Source organism: Mycobacterium sp. pW045, assembly GCF_041287085.1.
In the GTDB taxonomy this organism is placed as follows: Bacteria; Actinomycetota; Actinomycetes; order Mycobacteriales; family Mycobacteriaceae; genus Mycobacterium; species Mycobacterium algericum_A.
This window is the reverse complement of record NZ_JBGGKU010000015.1, coordinates 1-18,987: the sequence shown is the minus strand read 5'-3', so window position 1 is coordinate 18,987 and position 18,987 is coordinate 1. Positions and strand designations below refer to the sequence as shown.

Annotated in this window: 17 protein-coding genes and 2 pseudogenes; 9 read left to right on the top strand and 10 right to left on the bottom strand. The window is 67.4% G+C overall.

The window, feature by feature from the left end:
* The 3 genes from ACAG20_RS19900 to sucC all read right to left on the bottom strand — a co-directional run bounded on the left by ACAG20_RS19900 (position 1) and on the right by sucC (position 3,705).
* The gene (locus ACAG20_RS19900) at positions 1–1,533 is read right to left on the bottom strand and encodes an acetyl-CoA acetyltransferase (protein WP_370493820.1); all 1,533 of its coding nucleotides are present in this window, start codon (positions 1,531–1,533) and stop codon (positions 1–3) included.
* A 91-nt stretch (positions 1,534–1,624) separates the two neighbouring features.
* Positions 1,625–2,527, bottom strand: coding sequence for a succinate--CoA ligase subunit alpha (gene sucD, locus ACAG20_RS19895; RefSeq protein WP_370493819.1), 903 nt, complete (start codon positions 2,525–2,527; stop codon positions 1,625–1,627).
* Positions 2,528–2,529: 2 nt separating this feature from the next.
* Entirely contained in the window at positions 2,530–3,705 is a 1,176-nt protein-coding gene (sucC, locus tag ACAG20_RS19890; RefSeq protein WP_370493818.1) for an ADP-forming succinate--CoA ligase subunit beta, read from the bottom strand.
* 269 nt (positions 3,706–3,974) lie between these two features.
* On the opposite strand from sucC, the gene ACAG20_RS19885 reads away from it, so the two are divergent.
* Together ACAG20_RS19885 and ACAG20_RS19880 are read left to right on the top strand one after the other, a co-directional pair.
* A complete protein-coding gene (locus ACAG20_RS19885) occupies positions 3,975–4,997 on the top strand; it encodes a M23 family metallopeptidase (RefSeq protein WP_370493817.1) in 1,023 nt (340 codons plus the stop codon).
* A gap of 9 nt (positions 4,998–5,006) precedes the next feature.
* Positions 5,007–5,546: a hypothetical protein gene (locus ACAG20_RS19880; protein ID WP_370493816.1), complete on the top strand. Its 540-nt coding sequence runs from the start codon at positions 5,007–5,009 to the stop codon at positions 5,544–5,546.
* A gap of 19 nt (positions 5,547–5,565) precedes the next feature.
* Here ACAG20_RS19880 and pcrA read toward each other — a convergent pair whose 3' ends face one another.
* Positions 5,566–7,884 (bottom strand): DNA helicase PcrA, encoded by a 2,319-nt coding sequence (gene pcrA, locus ACAG20_RS19875; RefSeq protein ID WP_370493815.1) that lies wholly within the window; start codon positions 7,882–7,884, stop codon positions 5,566–5,568.
* Positions 7,885–8,086: 202 nt separating this feature from the next.
* Here pcrA and ACAG20_RS19870 point away from each other — a divergent pair, with 202 nt between their 5' ends.
* Together ACAG20_RS19870 and pgi are read left to right on the top strand one after the other, a co-directional pair.
* Positions 8,087–8,395, top strand: coding sequence for a chorismate mutase (locus tag ACAG20_RS19870; RefSeq protein WP_112683376.1), 309 nt, complete (start codon positions 8,087–8,089; stop codon positions 8,393–8,395).
* 41 nt (positions 8,396–8,436) lie between these two features.
* Complete coding sequence (pgi, locus tag ACAG20_RS19865; protein WP_370493814.1) at positions 8,437–10,101, top strand: glucose-6-phosphate isomerase; 1,665 nt, start codon at positions 8,437–8,439, stop codon at positions 10,099–10,101.
* 66 nt (positions 10,102–10,167) lie between these two features.
* On the opposite strand, the gene ACAG20_RS19860 is transcribed toward pgi, so the two are convergent.
* The 6 genes and pseudogenes from ACAG20_RS19860 to ACAG20_RS19835 all read right to left on the bottom strand — a co-directional run bounded on the left by ACAG20_RS19860 (position 10,168) and on the right by ACAG20_RS19835 (position 15,209).
* Complete coding sequence (locus ACAG20_RS19860) at positions 10,168–10,917, bottom strand: SDR family oxidoreductase (RefSeq protein WP_112683378.1); 750 nt, start codon at positions 10,915–10,917, stop codon at positions 10,168–10,170.
* 50 nt (positions 10,918–10,967) lie between these two features.
* Positions 10,968–11,426: a zinc finger domain-containing protein gene (locus ACAG20_RS19855; protein ID WP_370493847.1), complete on the bottom strand. Its 459-nt coding sequence runs from the start codon at positions 11,424–11,426 to the stop codon at positions 10,968–10,970.
* A gap of 159 nt (positions 11,427–11,585) precedes the next feature.
* A pseudogene (locus ACAG20_RS19850) lies at positions 11,586–11,831 on the bottom strand (DNA-formamidopyrimidine glycosylase family protein); the annotation flags it as partial.
* A gap of 18 nt (positions 11,832–11,849) precedes the next feature.
* Complete coding sequence (locus ACAG20_RS19845; RefSeq protein WP_112683380.1) at positions 11,850–12,248, bottom strand: phage holin family protein; 399 nt, start codon at positions 12,246–12,248, stop codon at positions 11,850–11,852.
* Between the two features lie 52 nt (positions 12,249–12,300).
* A complete protein-coding gene (locus ACAG20_RS19840; protein WP_370493813.1) occupies positions 12,301–12,585 on the bottom strand; it encodes a hypothetical protein in 285 nt (94 codons plus the stop codon).
* A gap of 35 nt (positions 12,586–12,620) precedes the next feature.
* Positions 12,621–15,209 (bottom strand): LuxR C-terminal-related transcriptional regulator, encoded by a 2,589-nt coding sequence (locus tag ACAG20_RS19835; RefSeq protein WP_370493812.1) that lies wholly within the window; start codon positions 15,207–15,209, stop codon positions 12,621–12,623.
* A 378-nt stretch (positions 15,210–15,587) separates the two neighbouring features.
* Here ACAG20_RS19835 and ACAG20_RS19830 point away from each other — a divergent pair, with 378 nt between their 5' ends.
* From ACAG20_RS19830 to ACAG20_RS19810, 5 genes and pseudogenes are all read left to right on the top strand, one after another.
* Positions 15,588–16,490 (top strand): diiron oxygenase, encoded by a 903-nt coding sequence (locus tag ACAG20_RS19830; protein ID WP_370493811.1) that lies wholly within the window; start codon positions 15,588–15,590, stop codon positions 16,488–16,490.
* On the top strand, positions 16,487–17,200 hold the full coding sequence (locus tag ACAG20_RS19825) for a DUF4873 domain-containing protein (RefSeq protein ID WP_370493810.1): 714 nt from the start codon (positions 16,487–16,489) through the stop codon (positions 17,198–17,200). Before ACAG20_RS19830 ends, ACAG20_RS19825 begins: the two co-directional genes overlap by 4 nt.
* A 41-nt stretch (positions 17,201–17,241) precedes the next feature.
* A complete protein-coding gene (locus ACAG20_RS19820) occupies positions 17,242–18,111 on the top strand; it encodes a TIGR03619 family F420-dependent LLM class oxidoreductase (protein ID WP_370493809.1) in 870 nt (289 codons plus the stop codon).
* Positions 18,112–18,265: 154 nt separating this feature from the next.
* Positions 18,266–18,415 (top strand): hypothetical protein, encoded by a 150-nt coding sequence (locus ACAG20_RS19815; RefSeq protein ID WP_165824871.1) that lies wholly within the window; start codon positions 18,266–18,268, stop codon positions 18,413–18,415.
* A 136-nt stretch (positions 18,416–18,551) separates the two neighbouring features.
* Positions 18,552–18,987: pseudogene (locus tag ACAG20_RS19810) on the top strand (endoglycoceramidase); the annotation flags it as partial.

Genomic DNA, 18,987 nt, shown 5'->3' with positions numbered 1-18,987 from the left:
TCAGCGCAACGAGCAGCGGTTGCCGTAGTCCAGGGCGCGCACCGTGATGGGCGTTCCCAGCGGCTCGCCGTCGGAGAGCAGCGCCACCAGATCGTCGTCCTCGGTGGTCGCCAGGAACCGGCTGCCGTCGGCGTCGAGCCGGCCGATGATGATGCCGGTCCGGGTCTCCCAGTCGTAGCGGACGCTGTAGGTCTCGATCGTCGCCGGACCTTCGGCCCGCTCGGTGACTGCCACCTTGGGCGCGGCGTCGAGCTCGGCCTGCGGTTCGGCGCTGCGATCTGGTGTCCACGGCGCCGGGGCAGCCGAGTACACGCCGGCCGAATACTTGCTCATCATGCCGCCGTTGGCGCCGACGAACGCGAATTGCCCCGGGGCGCTTCGGGCTACCGCGACCGCCTCGGCGATGGCGTGCATCGAGTAGTTGTTGCCGGCGCCGCCGAAGAACGGCAGCCCGCCGGTCAGCGTCAACCCGCGGCGGTCGTCACCGGCAAGACCGAAGGCGTCGCAGATGGTGAACACCGGAACCGGAAAGCAGCTGTAGAGATCCATCGCCGTGATGTCGTCGAAGCCGATGCCGGCCATCGCGAGCGCCGCAGTGGTGGCCGCCACGGCGGCCGGGTAGGCGCCCAGGTCGGTGCGTTCCAGCAGGCGCTGAGAACGCATGTCGGCGTGGCCGTGCAGATACACCCAGCGGTCTTCGGGCACACCCAGGCGCCGGGCTGCCGCCACCGACATCAGCAGCGCCGCGGCACCCTGGTTGACCTGGTCGCGCGCCACCAGCAGCCGCGGGTAGGGGTCGCAGATCATCCGGTTGGTGGTGCTGATGGTGGTCAGCTCATCGACCGAGCGTTCCACCGGCGAGGCCGAGAACGGGTTCTTCGCAGCGATCTTGGACATCGGGGCGAACAGCTCCCCCATGGCCTGCAGATAGTCGGCCGTGCCCATGCCCAGCCGGGCACGCCGGGCGTTCTCCAGCAGCCCGTACTGCACCGGTGCACCGGTGAGCCCGTGGATGACGGTGTAGTGCTCGACGAACTCCTCCAGGCCGTAACCACGGTCTTCGAGCTGACCGTCGATGGTCTCGCTGAAATCCGGCTTGTCGTCGCGCTTGGCGAAGTGCCGTAGCGTCGAGGTCGCATCCGATCCGCACAGCAGCACCGCGTCGGTGGTGCCCGCGGCGATCTCGGCGGCGAACTCGCTGAGCAGCTTCTGCGGCCCCTGACCGCCCACCTTGTCCAGCACCGCCCGAGCCGGATCCGCCCCGATCAGCCGGGCCACCGAGCGCGGGAAATTGTTCGACTTGCCCAGTGGCGCAGGCGCTTTCGGGATCGAATTCTCGAACTGCCGGGTGGCCACCACCGTGTCGATGGCATGCGCCACACGGGAGGGCTCGACACCCGAATCGACCAGTGCGGCCTGCGCGGCGGCAGCGGCCAACTCCACTGGCGACATGGCGCGGTAGTCGGTGTCGTCGATGCGTTCGGCGGCCTGGCCCACACCGACGACGACGGGCGTGCGCGGATCGATGCTCATGTGCTCACCTCGTCTACGGCGAGCAGACGTGAACGCCCCCGGATTAGCACGGATTTGGGTGCGTTCACGTCTGCTCGCGCCAAAGAAACGCCTACAGGCTTTGCAGGATCTCCCGAGCCAGCGCCGCGGTTGCCGACGGGGTCTTGCCGACCTTCACCCCGGCGGCCTCCAGCGCCTCCTGCTTGGCGGCCGCGGTGCCCGACGAACCGGACACGATGGCACCGGCGTGGCCCATGGTCTTGCCCTCCGGCGCGGTGAAGCCGGCGACATAGCCGACGACCGGCTTGGTGACATTGGCCTTGATGTAGTCGGCCGCGCGCTCCTCGGCGTCGCCGCCGATCTCGCCGATCATCACGATGACCTTGGTGGCAGGGTCCTTCTCGAACGCCTCGATGGCGTCGATGTGGGTGGTGCCGATCACCGGGTCACCGCCGATACCGATCGCGGTGGTGAACCCGAAGTCCCGCAGCTCGTACATCATCTGGTAGGTCAGCGTGCCGGACTTCGACACCAGGCCGATCGGACCGGCGCCGCTGATGTTGGCCGGGGTGATGCCCACCAGGCACTCACCCGGGGTGATGATGCCCGGACAGTTCGGCCCGATAATCCGGGTCTTCTCACCGTTGTCCACGTTGTACGCCCACGCGTAGGCGCTGTCCTGCACCGGGATGCCCTCGGTGATGACGACCAACAGCGGGATCTCGGCGTCGATCGCCTCGATCATCGCGTCCTTGGAGAACTTCGGCGGCACGAACGCGATGGACACGTCGGCGCCGGTCTTCTCCATGGCCTCGGCCACGCCGCCGAACACCGGCAAATCGACACCCTTGCCGTCCTTGTCCAAGTGGGTGACTACAGTGCCGGCCTTGCGGGCGTTGACCCCGCCGACGATCTGGGTGCCGGCCCGCAGCATCCGGGCGGTGTGGACGGTGGCCTCGCTGCCGGTGATGCCCTGGACGATGACCTTGCTGTCCTTGTTGACGAAGATCGACATGCTTATGCGTCCTTTCCGGCGTACGCGAGCTCAGCGGCCTTGTCGGCGGCCTCGTCCATGGTGTCGACGAGCGTCACCAGCGGGTGGTTGGCGTCGGCCAGGATCTGCCGGCCCTCCTCGACGTTGTTGCCGTCGAGCCGGACCACCAGCGGCTTGGTGGCCGCGTCGCCGAGGATCTTCAGCGCCGACACGATTCCGTTTGCCACCGCGTCGCAGGCGGTGATGCCACCGAACACGTTTACGAACACGCTCTTGACCTGCTGGTCGCCCAGGATCACATCCAGGCCGGCGGCCATCACCTCCGCGGAGGCGCCGCCGCCGATGTCGAGGAAGTTGGCCGGCTTGACGCCGCCGTGCTTCTCACCGGCGTAGGCGGTGACGTCCAGCGTGGACATGACCAGGCCGGCGCCGTTGCCGATAATGCCGACCTGGCCGTCGAGCTTGACGTAGTTGAGGTCGTTCTCCTTGGCCTTGAGCTCCAGCGGGTCGGTCGCCTCGATGTCGGCGAACTCGGCGTGGCCGGGCTGGCGGAACTCGGCGTTGCCGTCGAGGGTGACCTTGCCGTCCAGCGCCAGGATCTGGTCATCGGGGGTGCGCACCAGCGGGTTGACCTCGACGAGCGTGGCGTCTTCGGCGACGAAGACCTCCCACAGCTTCTGGATGGTCACCGCGGCGGCGTCGAGCACCTCGGCGGGCAGGTGGCCCTGCTCGGCAATCGAGCGGGCGAACGCCAGGTCGACGCCCTTGACCGCGTTGACGGGGACCTTGGCCAGCCGCTCGGGCTTGGTCGCGGCGACCTCTTCGATCTCCATGCCGCCCTCGACCGAGCACATGGCCAGGTACGTGCGGTTGGAGCGGTCGAGCAGGAACGAGATGTAGTACTCCTCGGCGATGTCGCTCGCCTCGGCCACCAGCAGTTTCTTGACGACGTGGCCCTTGATGTCCAGACCGAGGATGTTCTGCGCGTGGCTGAACGCGTCTTCCGGGGTGGCGGCGTACTTGACACCACCGGCCTTGCCGCGGCCACCGACCTTGACCTGGGCCTTCACCATGACGGGCCGACCGATCTCGGTGGCGATGGCCTTGGCGTCCTCGGCCGAGGTGGTTACCCGGCCCGGCGTGGTCGGTACGTTGTGCTTAGCGAACAGTTCCTTCGCCTGATACTCGAATAGATCCATGGGCTCACTGTCTTATATGGGTGCCGGCGCGCCGGCGGTTTCGGATTGAGGAGGATTTCGCCCCGGAGGCACTGTATCGACACGATGGCGACGTTCCGAACTCCCCTACCACCGCTGTGGTAGATCTCACCGCCGGAAATAACGTGATTCGTTTCACATTCCAGGCTGTATTTGACCGATAGCTTGCCTAGGCGGCGCGGAACTGGTTACCGTTCCCAAGTCCAGGTCTTTATAACGTTCTGATCACGACCAGAGGATCTTCCAGGCTGATGCAGCACGGATCGCCCTTGCGCCCGATTCCCGGTGGAGCCCCCCGCCGCCATTGGAACGGCACTGCGGCCCGGTCTTCGGTTCCCGGCCCCACCGAGGTCACCGACATCATCCCGTTCAACGAGTTCGGACGGCTCGACGCCGCCACTATCAGCGGCAATGCCTTCGACGACGCATCCGAGGTGCTGCTGGCCCCGGAGCTGGATGATCTGACCGACACCGACAACATGCCGGTCCTGCAGCTGGCCTTCCCTCGTGGCGGCTACCCCGACGAGTACCTCTACGGTCCGCGCAGCGCAGCCGACCTGCCGGTCCGGCCCGCTCGTGGCGGACGACACCGCAGCCAGCCCACCAGTGCGGTCAAGAGCCGCGTGATGATCGCCGCCATGGCCGCCGGAGCGGCAGCCGCCGCCGCGCACGCCGCCACCCACCAGTCGGACGAGACGGTCTCGCGGCCCGCCGTGCTGGCTGCCAGCAAGACGACGCTGAACGACGGCACCACCACCTCCAGCCACGGCATGCAGATGATCACCGTCAAGGCCGCGGCCAATGTCGTCGTGCACAACGAGGAACTGGCCAAGGGGGTGGCCTACGCGCAGGAGCGCGCCGAGCGTGAGGCCCGGCTGCAGCGGCCGCTGTTCGTCGCGCCGACCCAGGGCGCATTCACCTCGAACTTCGGCTACCGCTGGGGTGTGCTGCACGCCGGCATCGACATCGCCAATGCCATCGGCACCCCGATCGTGGCGGCCTCCGACGGCGTCGTGATCGAGTCCGGTGCCAGCGCCGGCTACGGCATGTTGGTCAAACTGCGTCATTCTGACGGCACCGTGACGCTCTACGGTCACATCAACCGGTCGCTGGTCAGCGTCGGCGAGCGCGTGATGGCCGGCGATCAGATCGCCGAGATGGGCAACCGCGGCTACTCCACCGGCCCGCACCTGCACTTCGAGGTGCTGCAGAACGGCACCAGCCGGATCGACCCGACCGCCTGGCTCGCCAAGCGCGGGATCAATTTCGCTTAACCTGGTTGGGTGACCGACCGCCACCCTCCGCCCACCGGCGCGGCTCGTTCCGGCGATAACCCGGCCAGTACACCCAGTCGCATCATTCGGCGGGCCCCGACCGGTGCCATTCCGATCGTCACCGGGCGGATACCGCCGGCGATGCTTCCGTCCGAAGCGCTCCAGCCGGTCGGAACCCGACTGCCGTCGGCGACGGTGGCGATCAGCGCCTGCGTGTTCGCCATCATCGGATGCTGGGCCACCTCGGTGGTGACCACCGATCTGATCGCCAGCTGGTGGCATACCGACCGGCTGTTCTGCGTCGCGGTCGGATTCTTGAGCCTGGTGTTCGCGGTGACGTCGATTTCCGGCGTGATCATGCTGCTGCTGCGACGCCCGCTCGGCCGCTACCTGATCGCGATCGGGGCCGTGATTGCGCTGCTGACTTTCGGCAGCCTGTTCCTCGCGGGCGCCCGGGTGCCGTGGATCGTGCACGCCATACCGATCATCCAGGCCGTCACCGTCGTGCTCGCCTTGCACCCGGCCACCCGGCGCTGGCTCGGCGTCTGACCGCGGCGGTGACCCGGCGCTAAAGCTTGGTGACCGGCGCGTGGTTGTGCATCAGTTTGACCCGCCCGGAACTGCCGAAGTCGATCAGCGACATCGCCGACTCCCCGACGCCGGACACTTCTTCCACCCGGCCCAGCCCGTACTTGTCGTGCGAAACCCGGTCTCCGGGCGCCAGCACCACCAGCGGCCGGTTGCCGGAGCGGCTCGGGGCCGTCGGTGCCGGTCTGGGCGTCCCGAACCGGCCGGCACCGCTGACCGGAGCACTCGGCGACGCAGCGGCATCGGTACGCCGCCAGTCGATCAACTGCTGCGGGATCTCCCGCAAGAAACGTGATTCCGGGTTCAGCATGGGCTGGCCCCACGACGAGCGCACCTTCGCGCGGGACAGGTAGAGCCGTTGCCGCGCCCGGGTGAGGCCGACGTATGCCAGCCGGCGTTCCTCGGACAGCTCGCGGGCATCGCCGAGCGACCGCATGTGCGGGAACATGCCGTCCTCCCAGCCGGTGACGAACACCACCGGGAACTCCAGGCCTTTGGCGGTGTGCAGCGTCATCAGCGTGACCATGCCGGCGCCATGTTCGGGGATCTCGTCGGTGTCGGCGATCAGCGAGACCCGCTCCAAAAACGCCGCCAGCACCCCGACGTCGGGGATGTCCTCCTCCTCGGGCAGGCTGTCCTGTTCGGCGAGCGCGTTGGCCCGGTCGATGCTGAATTCGTGTGCGACGCTGACCAGTTCGTTGATGTTGTCCAGCCGGGCGAGATCCTGCGGGTCGGTGGAGGCTTCCAGCTCGGCCCGGTAGCCGGTACGATCCAGCACCAGCTCGACCAGACCGCCGAGGTCGTCGTCGCCGGAGTGCAGCTGCGCCCGAAGCTCATCGAGCATCGCGACGAATCCGGCGATCGCATTCTGCGACCGGGTGTTGAGCATCGGTACCTGCCCCTCCGCGGCCGCACGTAGTGCGGCGCCGAAGCCGGTGCCGGTGTTCTCGGCGTGCACCGCCACGCACGCCTCGGCGCGGTCCCCGATCCCGCGGCGCGGCGTGTTGAGGATGCGCCGCAGGCTGACCGCATCACCGGGGTTGTCCAGCACCCGCAGGTAGGCGATGATGTCGCGGATCTCCTTGCGCTCGTAAAAACGCACGCCGCCAACGACTTTGTACGGAATGCCGGTCCGGATGAACACTTCTTCCAGCGACCGTGACGAGTTGTTGGTGCGGTAGAACACCGCGATGTCGCCGTAGTTGAGCTCCCCCGCGTCCGACAGCCCCTCGATCTCCTGCGCGACGAACCGCGCCTCGTCGTGTTCGTTGTCGGCGACATAGCCGACGATCAGCTCGCCGTCGCCGGCGTCGGTCCACAGCCGTTTCTCCCGGCGCCCGGAGTTACAGGCGATCACCGCGTTGGCCGCCGACAGGATGTTCTGCGTGGAGCGGTAGTTCTGCTCCAGCAGCATGGTCGTGGCGTCGGGGTAGTCGCGTTCGAAGTCCTCGATGTTGCGGATGGTGGCCCCGCGGAAGGCGTAGATCGACTGATCGGCGTCACCGACCACGCACAGCTCCGCCGGCGAGATGTCACCCGATTCCTGGCCGTGCCCGGCCAGCTCGCGCACCAGCACGTATTGCGCATGGTTGGTGTCCTGATACTCGTCGACCAGGATGTGCCGGAACCGGCGCCGGTAATGCTGGGCGATCTCCGGGAACGCCTGCAGGATCGCGACCGTCTCGCCGATCAGGTCGTCGAAGTCCAGCGCGTTGGCCGAGCGCAGCCGACGCTGGTATTCGACGTAGACCGCGGCCACCACCCGGCTCAGGTCGTCGGAGTCCTCGGTGAGGTCGGCCAGCGCCCGGTCGGGGTCGATCAGCTCGTTCTTCAGGTTCGAGATGGCGTTGGCAAGCAGCCGCGGCGAGTGCCGCTTGACGTCCAGGCCCATGTCGCGGCCGATCATCAACAGCAGCCGGCGCGAGTCGTCGGCGTCGTAGATGGAGAAGTTGGAGTTCAGCCCGGGAACCACCGACGCCTGGTTGCGCAGGATCCGCACGCAGGTGGAGTGAAACGTCGACACCCACATCGCCCGCGCCCGCGGGCCGACGAGCCCCACCACCCGTTCCCGCATCTCGGCGGCGGCCTTGTTGGTGAAGGTGATGGCCAGCACCTGCCCCACGCCGACGTCGCGGGCGGCCAGCAGGTAGGCGATGCGCCGGGTGAGCACCGCGGTCTTGCCCGAGCCGGCCCCGGCGACGATCAGCAGCGGGGAACCCTCGTGCAGCACGGCACGGCGTTGCTGGGGGTTGAGCCCGTCGAGGAGGTGATCGATTTCTGGCGTCGCATGCACGGTCATAACGCAACCCAACGTACCGCCGGGCAGGGACACTCTTTGCGCTGGCACGGCCCTTAGTGGCAGACTCGGTTCGTGCTCGACATGCAGCAACGATTTTTCTACGGGTACCGGTCAGCGGTGCCCGTGGTTTAGCTGCAACGTCAAGCCCCGGGGTCCGCTTCGCCGACCCGGGGCTCGTCTGTTGTGTGAGGCCGGATCGCCGATGGGACCAGAACACACCAACAGCGAGAATCTGGAGTCCGAACCCATGACCAACCAAACTCAGCAGCTTCCGGACATCGACGAACTGCGCCAGGAGATCGACCGGCTCGACGCCGAGATCCTGGCGGCGGTGAAACGCCGTACCGAGGTGTCCCAGCAGATCGGTAAAGCCCGGATGGCGTCCGGGGGCACCCGCTTGGTGCACAGTCGCGAGATGCAGGTGCTCGAGCGTTACAGCGAGCTCGGCCAGGACGGCAAGGATCTGGCGATGCTGCTGCTGCGAATGGGCCGCGGCCGGCTCGGTCACTGAGGGCCACGCCCCGACGCGGTGTCGCCGCTACTGTCGGTGTGATGAGCTCCGTTCCACACATCCCCGACATCTCCGCCACCGCGGCCTGGGACGCGTTGCGCAACCATCACCAGCGGATCGGCGACACCCACCTGCGGCAGTTGTTCGCCGACGATCCCGACCGGGGCGAGAAGTTCACCATCGCCGTCGGCGATCTCTACATCGACTACAGCAAGCACCGCATCACCGGCGAGACGGTGAGCCTCCTGGTCGACCTGGCCCGGACGGCCGGCCTGGAGGAGCGCCGCGACGCGATGTTCGCCGGGGTGCACATCAATACGTCGGAGGACCGGGCGGTGCTGCACACCGCGTTGCGGTTGCCGCGCGACGCCGATCTGCATGTCGATGGCCAGGACGTGGTCGCCGACGTGCATGCCGTGCTCGACGCGATGGGCGAGTTCACCGACCGGCTCCGCGGCGGAGACTGGACCGGCGCTACCGGAAAACGCATCGAGACCGTGGTCAACATCGGTATCGGCGGCTCGGATCTGGGCCCGGTAATGGTCGACCGGGCGTTGCGCCATTACGCCGACGCCGGCATCTCAGCGCGGTTCGTCTCCAACGTCGATCCCGCTGACCTGACCGCGAAGCTGACCGGCTTAGACCCCGCCACAACGCTTTTCATCGTGGCCTCCAAGACGTTCTCGACGCTGGAGACCCTGACCAACGCCACCGCGGCCCGGCGCTGGCTGACCGATGCGCTGGGCGACGACGCGGTGTCGAAGCATTTCGTGGCGGTCTCCACCAATGCCCGGCTGGTCGAGGAGTTCGGTATCGACACCGCGAACATGTTCGGCTTCTGGGACTGGGTCGGTGGCCGGTACTCGGTGGACTCGGCGATCGGGCTGTCGGTGATGGCCGTGATCGGCCGCGAGCGCTTCGCCGAATTCCTGTCCGGCTTCCACATCGTCGACGAGCATTTCCGCACCGCGCCACTGGAATCCAATGCGCCGGCACTGCTCGGTCTGATCGGGCTGTGGTACTCCAACTTCTTCGGCGCCCAGTCCCGGGCGGTGCTGCCCTACTCGAACGACCTGGACCGGTTCGCGGCCTACCTGCAGCAGCTCACCATGGAATCCAACGGCAAGTCGACCCGCGCCGACGGCACCCCGGTCGTCACCGACACCGGCGAAATCTTCTGGGGCGAGCCGGGAACCAACGGCCAGCACGCGTTCTATCAACTGCTGCACCAGGGCACGCGGCTGGTGCCGGCCGATTTCATCGGCTTCTCCCAACCCCTCGATGACCTGCCCACCGCCGACGGCACCGGCAGCATGCACGACCTGTTGATGAGCAACTTCTTCGCCCAGACCCAGGTGTTGGCGTTCGGCAAGACCGCCGAGGAGATCGCCGCCGAGGGAACTCCCGCAGATGTGGTGCCGCACAAGGTGATGCCGGGTAACCGGCCGACCACCTCGATTCTGGCCACCCGGCTCACGCCGTCGGTGCTGGGCCAGCTGATCGCGCTCTACGAGCATCAGGTGTTCACCGAGGGCGTGGTGTGGGGTATCGACTCCTTCGACCAGTGGGGCGTGGAGTTGGGCAAGACGCAGGCCAAGGCGCTGCTGCCGGTGCTGACCGACGACGCCTCCCCGCAGCCGCAGACCGACAGCTCCACCGATGCACTGGTGCGTCGCTACCGAGTGGACCGCGGCCGAGCCGGCTGAGCGGGCCGCGGCTGACCAACCCCACGACTGAGAATCTGACGACGCGACACGCCGAGACGGCGGGCCTCAGGCGAAGCGTTTGGTGAATCGCGCCGGCATTCGGCGCAGCAGCCACACCAGCGGAACCCACGGCCACGGCGGCACCACCGCGCGGCCGGTTTCGCGTTCGATCGCGCGCACCATCGCCTTGACCCCGGTTTCGTTGTCCGCCAGCAACATTGTGGACGCTGACTTGGCCGTCATCTCCGATTCGATGTAGCCCGGTTCGAGCACCGTGACCTTGATCGGGCCGCTCGAGTACTCGGCACGCAGCGACTCGCCCAGTGATGACACCCCGGCCTTGCTGGCCGCGTAGGCCGCCTTGACACCAGGCACCCCCTTGTTGCCCAGCACCGAGGAGATCAGCACCAGATGCCCGCCGCCGGCGGCGGTGAACATCTCGATCGCGGTCTCGATCTGTACCAGTGCGGCAAGGAGGTTGGTCTCGATGGTCGCCTTGTTGGCCCACAACTTGCCTGATCCCAGCGGGGCGCCCTTGCCGATCCCGGCGTTGACGATGACCCGGTCGATTCCGCCGAGTTCATCCGCGAACCGGGCGAACACCTTGGGCACCTCATCATGGTTGTTGACGTCGAGGGCAGCCACCGAGACCTTGACACCGGGATACTGCTGGCCCAGTTCATCTCTCAGCTCCTCAAGCCGATCGATCCGGCGGGCGCACAGGGCCAGGTCGCGGCCACGTGCGGCGAATGCGCGGGCCATACCTGCACCCAGTCCTGAGCTGGCGCCGGTGATGAGGATTCTGCGGCGGGTCACCCGGGCAGCGTATCCCGGAACCGCGGTTGTCAAACAACCGCGGGGTCAGCCTACTTGAGCAGCCGCGACATCCGTCGGTCAGCCAGCACTTTGCCGCCCGTCTGACAGGTCGGGCAGTACTGAAAAGACTTATCGGCAAACGATATTTCTCGAACGGTGTCGCCGCAGACCGGACACGGCAACCCGGTCCGGGCGTGCACCCGCATCCCGGAGCGTTTCTCCCCCTTGAGCGTGGCGGTCTGCTGGCCGACGGAACGGGTCACCGCGTCGGCGAGAACCGCTTGCATCGCCTGGTGCAGGCCGGCGACCTGTTCCTCGGACAACTTGGCGGCGGTGGCGAACGGCGAAAGACGTGCGGTGTGCAGGATTTCATCGCTGTAGGCGTTGCCGATACCGGCGAGCACCTTTTGGTCGGTGATGACTGTCTTGATCCGCCCGGTGTTGCCGGCCAGCTGCGCGCCCAACTCGTCGGCCGTCACCTCCAACGCGTCGGGACCGAGACCGGCGATGCCCGAAACCTTGTCCGGGTCGTCGACCAGCCAGACCGCCAGGCGTTTCTGGGTGCCTGCCTCGGTGAGGTCGAACCCCGGCGCCTGCCCCGGCGTGCCCAGGTGCACCCGCAGCGCGATCGGACCTTTCCCGGGGCGCAGCGGCGCCGGCGCCAGCTTGTCCGACCAGCGCAGCCAGCCCGCCCGGGACAGGTGCGCGATCAGGAACAGGTCGCCGACTTCCAGGCCGAGGTACTTACCCCAGCGGCGCGCCCCAGTGACGGTCTGGCCGTGCAACGCGTCGATCGGTGGATCGAAGGTCTTGAGCACCGAGAACGCCGCCACGTCGATGCGGCCGATGCTGCAACCCACGGCATGCCCGCGCAGGTGGTCGGCGAGGGCTTCGACTTCGGGCAGTTCCGGCATGCACTCGAGTCTGCCCGGTCAGCGGGTGATCCGCCGGGCGTCTCGCAGCACCAGCGACAGCACCCAGCTCACCAGCGACAGCACGATTGCCGCCCAGATGGCCGTCCACCAGAAGTGGTCGATTTGCAGCCCCCAATGCGTGGTGTTCTCGGTGATCCACGCGGTCAGCCACAACATGAACGCGTTGATCACGATGTGGAACAGTCCCAGCGTGAGAATGTAGAGCGGGATCGACAGCAGCTGCACCACCGGTTTGATGAAGGCGTTGACCAGCCCGAAGATCACCGCGACGACGAAGATGATGCCGATCCGCTGAGCCGTGGTGTCACCGCCGACGAAGCGGATTCCGCCAACGATCAGCGTGACGATCCACAGCGCCAACCCGGTCAGCGCGGCACGGATCAGGAATGCTGCCATGGGTAGATCTTGCCGCACGGTGCGACGAAGAACCGGCTTTTCGTCCGGCCCGCTAGTCCGCACTGACTCCGAGACGCGCCCGCACCCCGGCCGTGATCCGGTCGATGTGCCAGCCGGCTTGCCGGCAGGCCGTCGCGACGGCATCGACAGAGTCCGCCGCGACCACCCCGAACAGGGTTTCGTCGCTGGGCGAGGTCAGCGTGACGAGCACCTGCGCGTTCACGGCGGCCGCGGCGTCGACGAGCCGATCGATGGCGGCGTCCACGGCCGCGTCGATCAGGTCAGGCTGATACCACTCGACCAGGAAGCATTGGCGCGCCGGCCCGCTGTCGCTCACCCAGTCGACGCTAGTGAGTCAGCGCCGAAAGTGAATCAGGGTTTTCCCTGGACATCTCCGGAGTTCAACGCCGCGAACAGCCCGGCACGGGAGCGGATGCCCAGCTTGCGGTACACGCTGCTCAACGTCATCTCCACCGTCTTGGGGGCGATGAACAACTCGGCGGCGATCTGCTTATTGGACAGTCCGGCCGCAGCGCGCTCGGCGACTCGTCGCTCACCGGCGGTCAGCTCGGCACCCGCCGAGGTCGCGGACAGCCGGTCCAGCTCGGCGCGGGCGCGTCGCTCCCACAGTGGCGCCCCGAGGCGTTCGAACGTCTCCACCGCTTCGCGCAGGCTGGCCTGGGCGGCCTGCTTGTGGCGGCGACGGCGCTGAACCTGGCCCAGCAACAACTGGGTGCGCGCCTTTTCAAACGGCATCGGCAGCCGTTCGTGATGTCGCAACGCTTCTTCGGCGGCCTCCTCGGCGGCGCCGAGCTCACCGCGCGCAGACAGCCAGTGGCTGCGCCCGCGGGCGCCTACGGCCAGCATCCCTGGCCGGTCGTGACCCGCTCCGTTGCGTTCGAGCGCAGCGATCAAGGGTTCAGCCTCATCGAGCCGACCGAGCCCGGCCAGTGCTTCCACTGCATCGGGAAGATAGGACCCGACGCTGATCTCGGTGCCGTGCTCGGGATCGAAAGAAGCCAGCAGCGGTTCGAGCACCGCGATAGCAGCCGCGTAGTCGCTCAGTGACACCTTTAGCAACCCCAAAGCCGTCGCCGCAGCACCCGACTGGTGCACCCCGCCGGTGGCACGCGTCGCTTCGAAGACGGCGTATGCCGCGTTGCGCGTATCCGCTTCGCGGCCCTGGTGGGCAGCGATCACCGCCTGCGTGGCCCAGGCTTGGATGAGCAGGGTCTGACCGCCCAGCTGCTCGGCACGCTGCGTGCAGTCTGCGGCGATGTCGGCCGCCGCCGCGAAGCGCCCCGACCACAACTCGATCATCGCGGCAAAGTCGGCCGCCCACAGGATGTCGATCTCGGTGCCCTGCAGCAAGAAACGCTCGTGGACGTCGCGCAACTGGTCCCGCGCCGCCACCAGGTCTCCGCTCCAGGCCCCTATCACCGGCGCGACGGCGCTGGCTTGATAGGTGGCCGGCGCGCGAGCGTCCTGGTCCTCCAAGTCGAGCGCCAACTGAAGGGCCGGCCAGTCCACGCCGAGACCGTACATCGTCGCGACCACCACTTCGATTGTCAGCGCCTGGCTGCGCAGTGCTGCGGAATCCAGTTGTTCGGCCTGTGTCACAGCGGTTTTCGCCAGGGCAACAGATCCCTTCATGTCGCCGATCAGACCAGTCAGCGGTACCAGCAGCAGCCGTGCCCGCAGCTGCAACACCGGATGATCGGCGGCTTCATCGACGGCCTGCGTCAGCAGATCGGCGGCCGCCACCAAGTTCTCGTCAAAACCGATGACCGCGGCCAGAGCCATCAGCGCCATGCAGCGCAACGGGTTCGCCGAGGGCAAAACACCCAACGCCGATTCCAGGTGAGAACGCGCCCGGGCGAGCTCACCGGCGCGGAAATGCTGTTCAGCGGCCTGAATCCGGCGCACCGGAGTGTCGCCACCGAGCTTGATGGCCAACTCGATCAACTCAGCGGCCACCGCCGGAGCCCCGCGCGAACGGGTGGCGGCGGCGGCCTCGTCGAGAGCTCGCACCGTGTCCGGATCGGCGATGGTGGCCGCCAGTGCCAAGTGGCGCGCCCGCAGCTCGGGCTCTTCGGCGATGTTGGCCAGCCGGCGGTGCATGGACCGACGCACCGACGGCCCGGCGGCGCTGTAGACACCGGTGGCAAAAAGGGGATGTCGGAATCGTATCTCGTTACCGACGAGCTCGACCACGCCGCCGACCTGCTCCGATTCGGCCAGCTCGACAACGCGGTCAGCACCGATGCCGGTGGCCTGACTCACCCGCTCGACGGTCGGCACGGCAGCACACGCCGCGGCCAACAGCACCGCGGCGACGTCATCGTCGAGGCAACCGATGTGGTGCCGAACCAGCGCGGCCAGGGCGTCGGGGAGCTCGACCGCGGACCGGTCTGGCTGCTCGGCGATGAACCGCGCCAGCTCGAGGGCGAAAAATGGGTTACCACCGGAGATCTCGTAAATCCGGGTGATCGACGGCCGCGGCAATGTACGCCCCAGCCGTGCAGATATCAGAGCGTGCACACCGCCCAACGTCAGCGGGCCGATACGCAGCCGCGCCAACGATCCGGGACGGGCCGGGCTCAGCCAGCTCAGGTCGGCGGCGCCCTGAGGACCGGTCCGGACCGTGACCAACAAACCGACCCGGCCGATGAACCGGCGTTCCGCGAACCCGATCACCGCTTGGCTCGACATGTCCAGCCACTGGGCGTCGTCGACGCAAAGCAACACCGGCGCAGCCGAACTCATGCGGCGGATCGCCGCCAGGAACGCGGTGGCCACCAGCCGCTCATCGCCGGCCGGCCCATCGCCACCGCCCAACAGGACCCGATCCAATGCCGCGCGTTGCCGACCGGGCAGCTCGGCGAGCACCTTGTCATCGATACCGGCGAGCAGGTCGGCGACCGCCGCGTAGGCGTAGCGCACCTCCGTTGGAGCGCCCACCGCCGAGACCACCAGTATCCGGCCGCGACCGCAGCCTCTGCCGCCTCCCACATCAGGGTCGACTTGCCGATCCCGGCCTCGCCTTCGAGCACCAGCGTTCCCGGTTCGACCAGGACGCGTTCGAGGAAGGCGACCACTGCGACGTTCTCCGCTTTTCGGTCCGCCAGACCTCCACGCATGGCCACAATTGTGGCAGGGATTACGCGTGACGGCAGCTCAAAGTTAACGCCTGTTTGTGAATGCGCTGAGCAAAACTTAGCTGAGCCGCGCATGGGGCGGCATCCGCCACACCCGGACCGCAAGTATCCGGTACCGTCGGTATTGACATCTTTGGTGGCGGCTCCTACCTTTAGGGACCAAATCGAGAAGGGATTCCCGATGACCACTGTCACGCGGCCCAGCGGCCCGTCCCGCGAGGAGTTCGCCGAGCGCCTGCTGAAGGGTTCGGTGAAGAAGTCCTACGCCCCCGTCGTCGACATCGACTGGGACGCCGACATCGACCCGGACAAGTTCTTCTTGCCGCCGCGGATGTGCACCCTCTACGGCACCGAGCTGTGGGAGTCGATGACCCGCGAGCAGCAGATCGAGATGTCGCGCCAAGAGCTGGTCAACGTGCTCTCGGCCGGCGTCTGGTTCGAGAACATCCTCAACCAGGCCCTGCTGCGCGACATGATGCACAAGAACCCGACTTCACGCACCACGCATTACTCGTTGACCGAGCTGGGCGACGAGACCCGTCACATGCTGATGTTCGGCAAGACCATCGACCGGATCGGTGGGGTGCCGGTGCGCCCGAAGCTCTATCAGCGCATCGTCATCAACTCGCTGCCGTTCTTGTTCCGCGGCAGCATCCTGTGGGGTGCGGCCCTGGTCGGCGAGGAGATCTTCGACGCGCTGCAACGCCAGATCCTCGATGATCCGGAGCTGCAGCCGCTCGTGCGGCGAGTGATGCGCATCCACGTCACCGAGGAAGCCCGCCACATCCAGTACGCCCGGGACGGCCTGCGGCGCAGCGTCCCGGCGATGCCGCGTTATCGCCGTGCCATGCTGGCGAACCTGCAGGGTGTCGGCGGGCCGTTCTACCACCACCTGTTCACCCTGCCGATCGTCTACAACCGGGTCGGCCTGGACGGACGTGAAGCCCGCCGGGTGGCCCGGGCCAACCCGCACTTCCACGCCGCCTGCCGCTCGTCGTTCGCACCATTGGCCGCCTTCTTCGAAGAGGTCGGGTTGATGGGCCGACTGGCGCGGCGGATGTGGCGGCGAGCCGGATTCCTGTGAGCCACAACGACAGCTGCGAGGTGGTCGTGCTGGGCGACCCGGCCCGCCTGCACGGACTGCTCGACGCCGCCCGGGTCGTCGGCCCGGATGCGGCGACCCGGTTCGACAGCGGCAGCGACACCTGGACGGTGATCGCCGCCGACGGTGAGCGGCTCACCGCCCGGGTGATCATCCACGCCGCCGCTTCGCCGGACGGCGTCGTCGCCGCCCACGGCATGCCCAACCGGTTCCGGATCCCCGGCCCGCACACCCGCCGGCAGGCCCGGTACGTGGCCCGGCTCGTCGACGGCATGCGCCGCAGTGGAGCCAGCCGCATCGAGGCCCGCCCCGCGCGGGTGCGGGTGCGCCGGTATTTGCCGACCCGCGGGCTCTCCCGGTTCTATCTGACTGGATCGGAGAGCACCGACACCGAGGTCTATGACGGGCCGGCGATATTGACCCACAACGGCCAGGACTACCCGACCAGGGTGCGACTGGCGGGCCACTTCGATCCCATTGACGGTCAATACCATTGGCAAGGCACGTTTTTCGTCGACCTACCGGGAAGCAATGCGACCGGCTCCAAGGTCAGCATCCGGGTCGGTGAGCACACCGCGGACGGGCGGGTCGCCGAGCGGACGCCGTGGGGGACGCTGACGGTTTCCGGCGCCGGCGGATATCCACCGTTCCCGTTGGAGGACGTCGAAATCGCGATGCCGCCTCGGGTCTAAGCTCCTCAAAGAGTACGCCCAGCGACCACCGAGGAGACGACGTGCGATTCACCTATGCCGAGGCGATGACCGACCCGAGCTATTACATCCCGCTCGCCAAAGCCGCCGAGGCGGCCGGCTACCACAGCATGTCGATCCCGGACAGCATCGCCTACCCGTTCGAGTCGGACTCGAAGTATCCCTATACCCCCGACGGCAACCGGGAGTTTTTGGACGGCAAGGCATTCATCGAGACGTTCGTGCTGATCGCGGCGCTGGGCGCGGTCACCAGCACGCTGCGGTTCACACCGTTCGTGGTCAAGCTGCCGATCCGCCCGCCGGCGTTGGTGGCCAAGCAGGCCGGTTCGCTGGCCGCGATGATCGGCGACCGGCTGAGCCTGGGTGTCGGCACCAGTCCGTGGCCGGAGGACTACGAGCTGATGGGGGTGCCGTTCGCCCGACGCGGCAAGCGGATGGATGAATGCATCGACGTCATCCGCGGGCTCACCACTGGCGACTACTTCGAGTTCCACGGCGAGTTCTACGACATACCCAAGACCAAGATGACCCCGGCGCCGGCGAAGCCCATCCCGATCCTGATCGGTGGCCACGCCGACGCCGCCCTGCGTCGCGCCGCGCGCAACGACGGCTGGATGCACGGCGGCGGTGACCCGGCCGAGCTCGACGGCCTGATCGCACGGCTGAAGCAGCTGCGCGAGGAGGAAGGTCGGTCCGGCCCGTTCGAGATCCACGTGATCTCTACCGACGGATTCACCCTCGACGGGATCAAGCGGCTGGAGGACAAGGGGGTGACCGACGTCATCGTGGGATTCCGGATTCCCTACATCGTCGGTCCCGACACCGAGCCGCTGGACGACAAGATCCGCAACCTGGAACGATTCGCCGAGCACGTGATCGCCAAGGCGGGGTGACGGCGATCACAGTACGGCGCTCGCCGTGCGCAGCCTCACTCTGCCGCTCGGAAATATTTACGCGGCAGCGTCGTTGACTAGCTGTGTGCACTGACCGACCCCGGGCAGTCGCGTACTGCAGTTCTCTATGCGTGACCTGCAGGAGGTATTGAACATGAACACGCAGCCCTGCCTGCATGCCCAGCCGCGCGGCGGCCACCGCGACGAGCAGCGGGCGGTTCAACTGCTGCGCGCCGCCGCGGCGTGTGGCGCAGGTCAAAGCGACGCCCGTCGCGAATGGATCCGCGCCTCGACCCAGTGTTGATTGGCTTGAACCGGCACGTTTTACCGCGGACCCTTCCGCGCGATAAGTAACTCGTCTACCCTTCTCAGACGCGCCTCAGAAACAGCGCGCGTCCTGGGAAGGGTCTGCCGAGATGGCTCGTCGCCGCAGCAAGGTCGTGGGTAGCAAGGTTGTCGGGGTCGCCGCGTTGCTGGCCTTGACCGTCCCGGCCGCGCCGGCGCAGGCCGACCTCGGCGACATGATGGACGTGCTGTTCGACCCGTTTGTGACCACTGCGGGCGCATTCGACGGCGAGGCCGTATTCGACGCGACCGCATGGGAGTCCTTCCTGTCAGCGGAGCACTGGGATGCCGCGCTGGCCGCACTGGCCGAACCGGGACCGGCGGTGGGCTTCGACTTCTACGCCGTGCTAAATGACGCCACCCAAACCTGGATCAACAGCGACCTGGGCAGCCAGGTCAACGGCGTCATCAACACACTGTTCGGCTCGACGGTCATCGGCAACGGCGCCGCAGGCACCGAGGACAACCCCGACGGCGGCGACGGCGGCTGGCTGTTCGGCGACGGCGGCGCCGGCTGGAACAGCACCACCG

Excerpts from the sequence above, each read along its gene's own strand:
- ACAG20_RS19900 (WP_370493820.1), bottom strand. The coding sequence starts at position 1,533 with ATGAGCATCGATCCGCGCACGCCCGTCGTCGTCGGTGTGGGCCAGGCC.
- sucD (WP_370493819.1), bottom strand. The coding sequence starts at position 2,527 with ATGTCGATCTTCGTCAACAAGGACAGCAAGGTCATCGTCCAGGGCATC.
- sucC (WP_370493818.1), bottom strand. The coding sequence starts at position 3,705 with ATGGATCTATTCGAGTATCAGGCGAAGGAACTGTTCGCTAAGCACAAC.
- ACAG20_RS19885 (WP_370493817.1), top strand. The coding sequence starts at position 3,975 with ATGCAGCACGGATCGCCCTTGCGCCCGATTCCCGGTGGAGCCCCCCGC.
- pcrA (WP_370493815.1), bottom strand. The coding sequence starts at position 7,884 with ATGACCGTGCATGCGACGCCAGAAATCGATCACCTCCTCGACGGGCTC.
- ACAG20_RS19870 (WP_112683376.1), top strand. The coding sequence starts at position 8,087 with ATGGGACCAGAACACACCAACAGCGAGAATCTGGAGTCCGAACCCATG.
- pgi (WP_370493814.1), top strand. The coding sequence starts at position 8,437 with ATGAGCTCCGTTCCACACATCCCCGACATCTCCGCCACCGCGGCCTGG.
- ACAG20_RS19845 (WP_112683380.1), bottom strand. The coding sequence starts at position 12,248 with ATGGCAGCATTCCTGATCCGTGCCGCGCTGACCGGGTTGGCGCTGTGG.
- ACAG20_RS19830 (WP_370493811.1), top strand. The coding sequence starts at position 15,588 with ATGACCACTGTCACGCGGCCCAGCGGCCCGTCCCGCGAGGAGTTCGCC.
- ACAG20_RS19815 (WP_165824871.1), top strand. The coding sequence starts at position 18,266 with ATGAACACGCAGCCCTGCCTGCATGCCCAGCCGCGCGGCGGCCACCGC.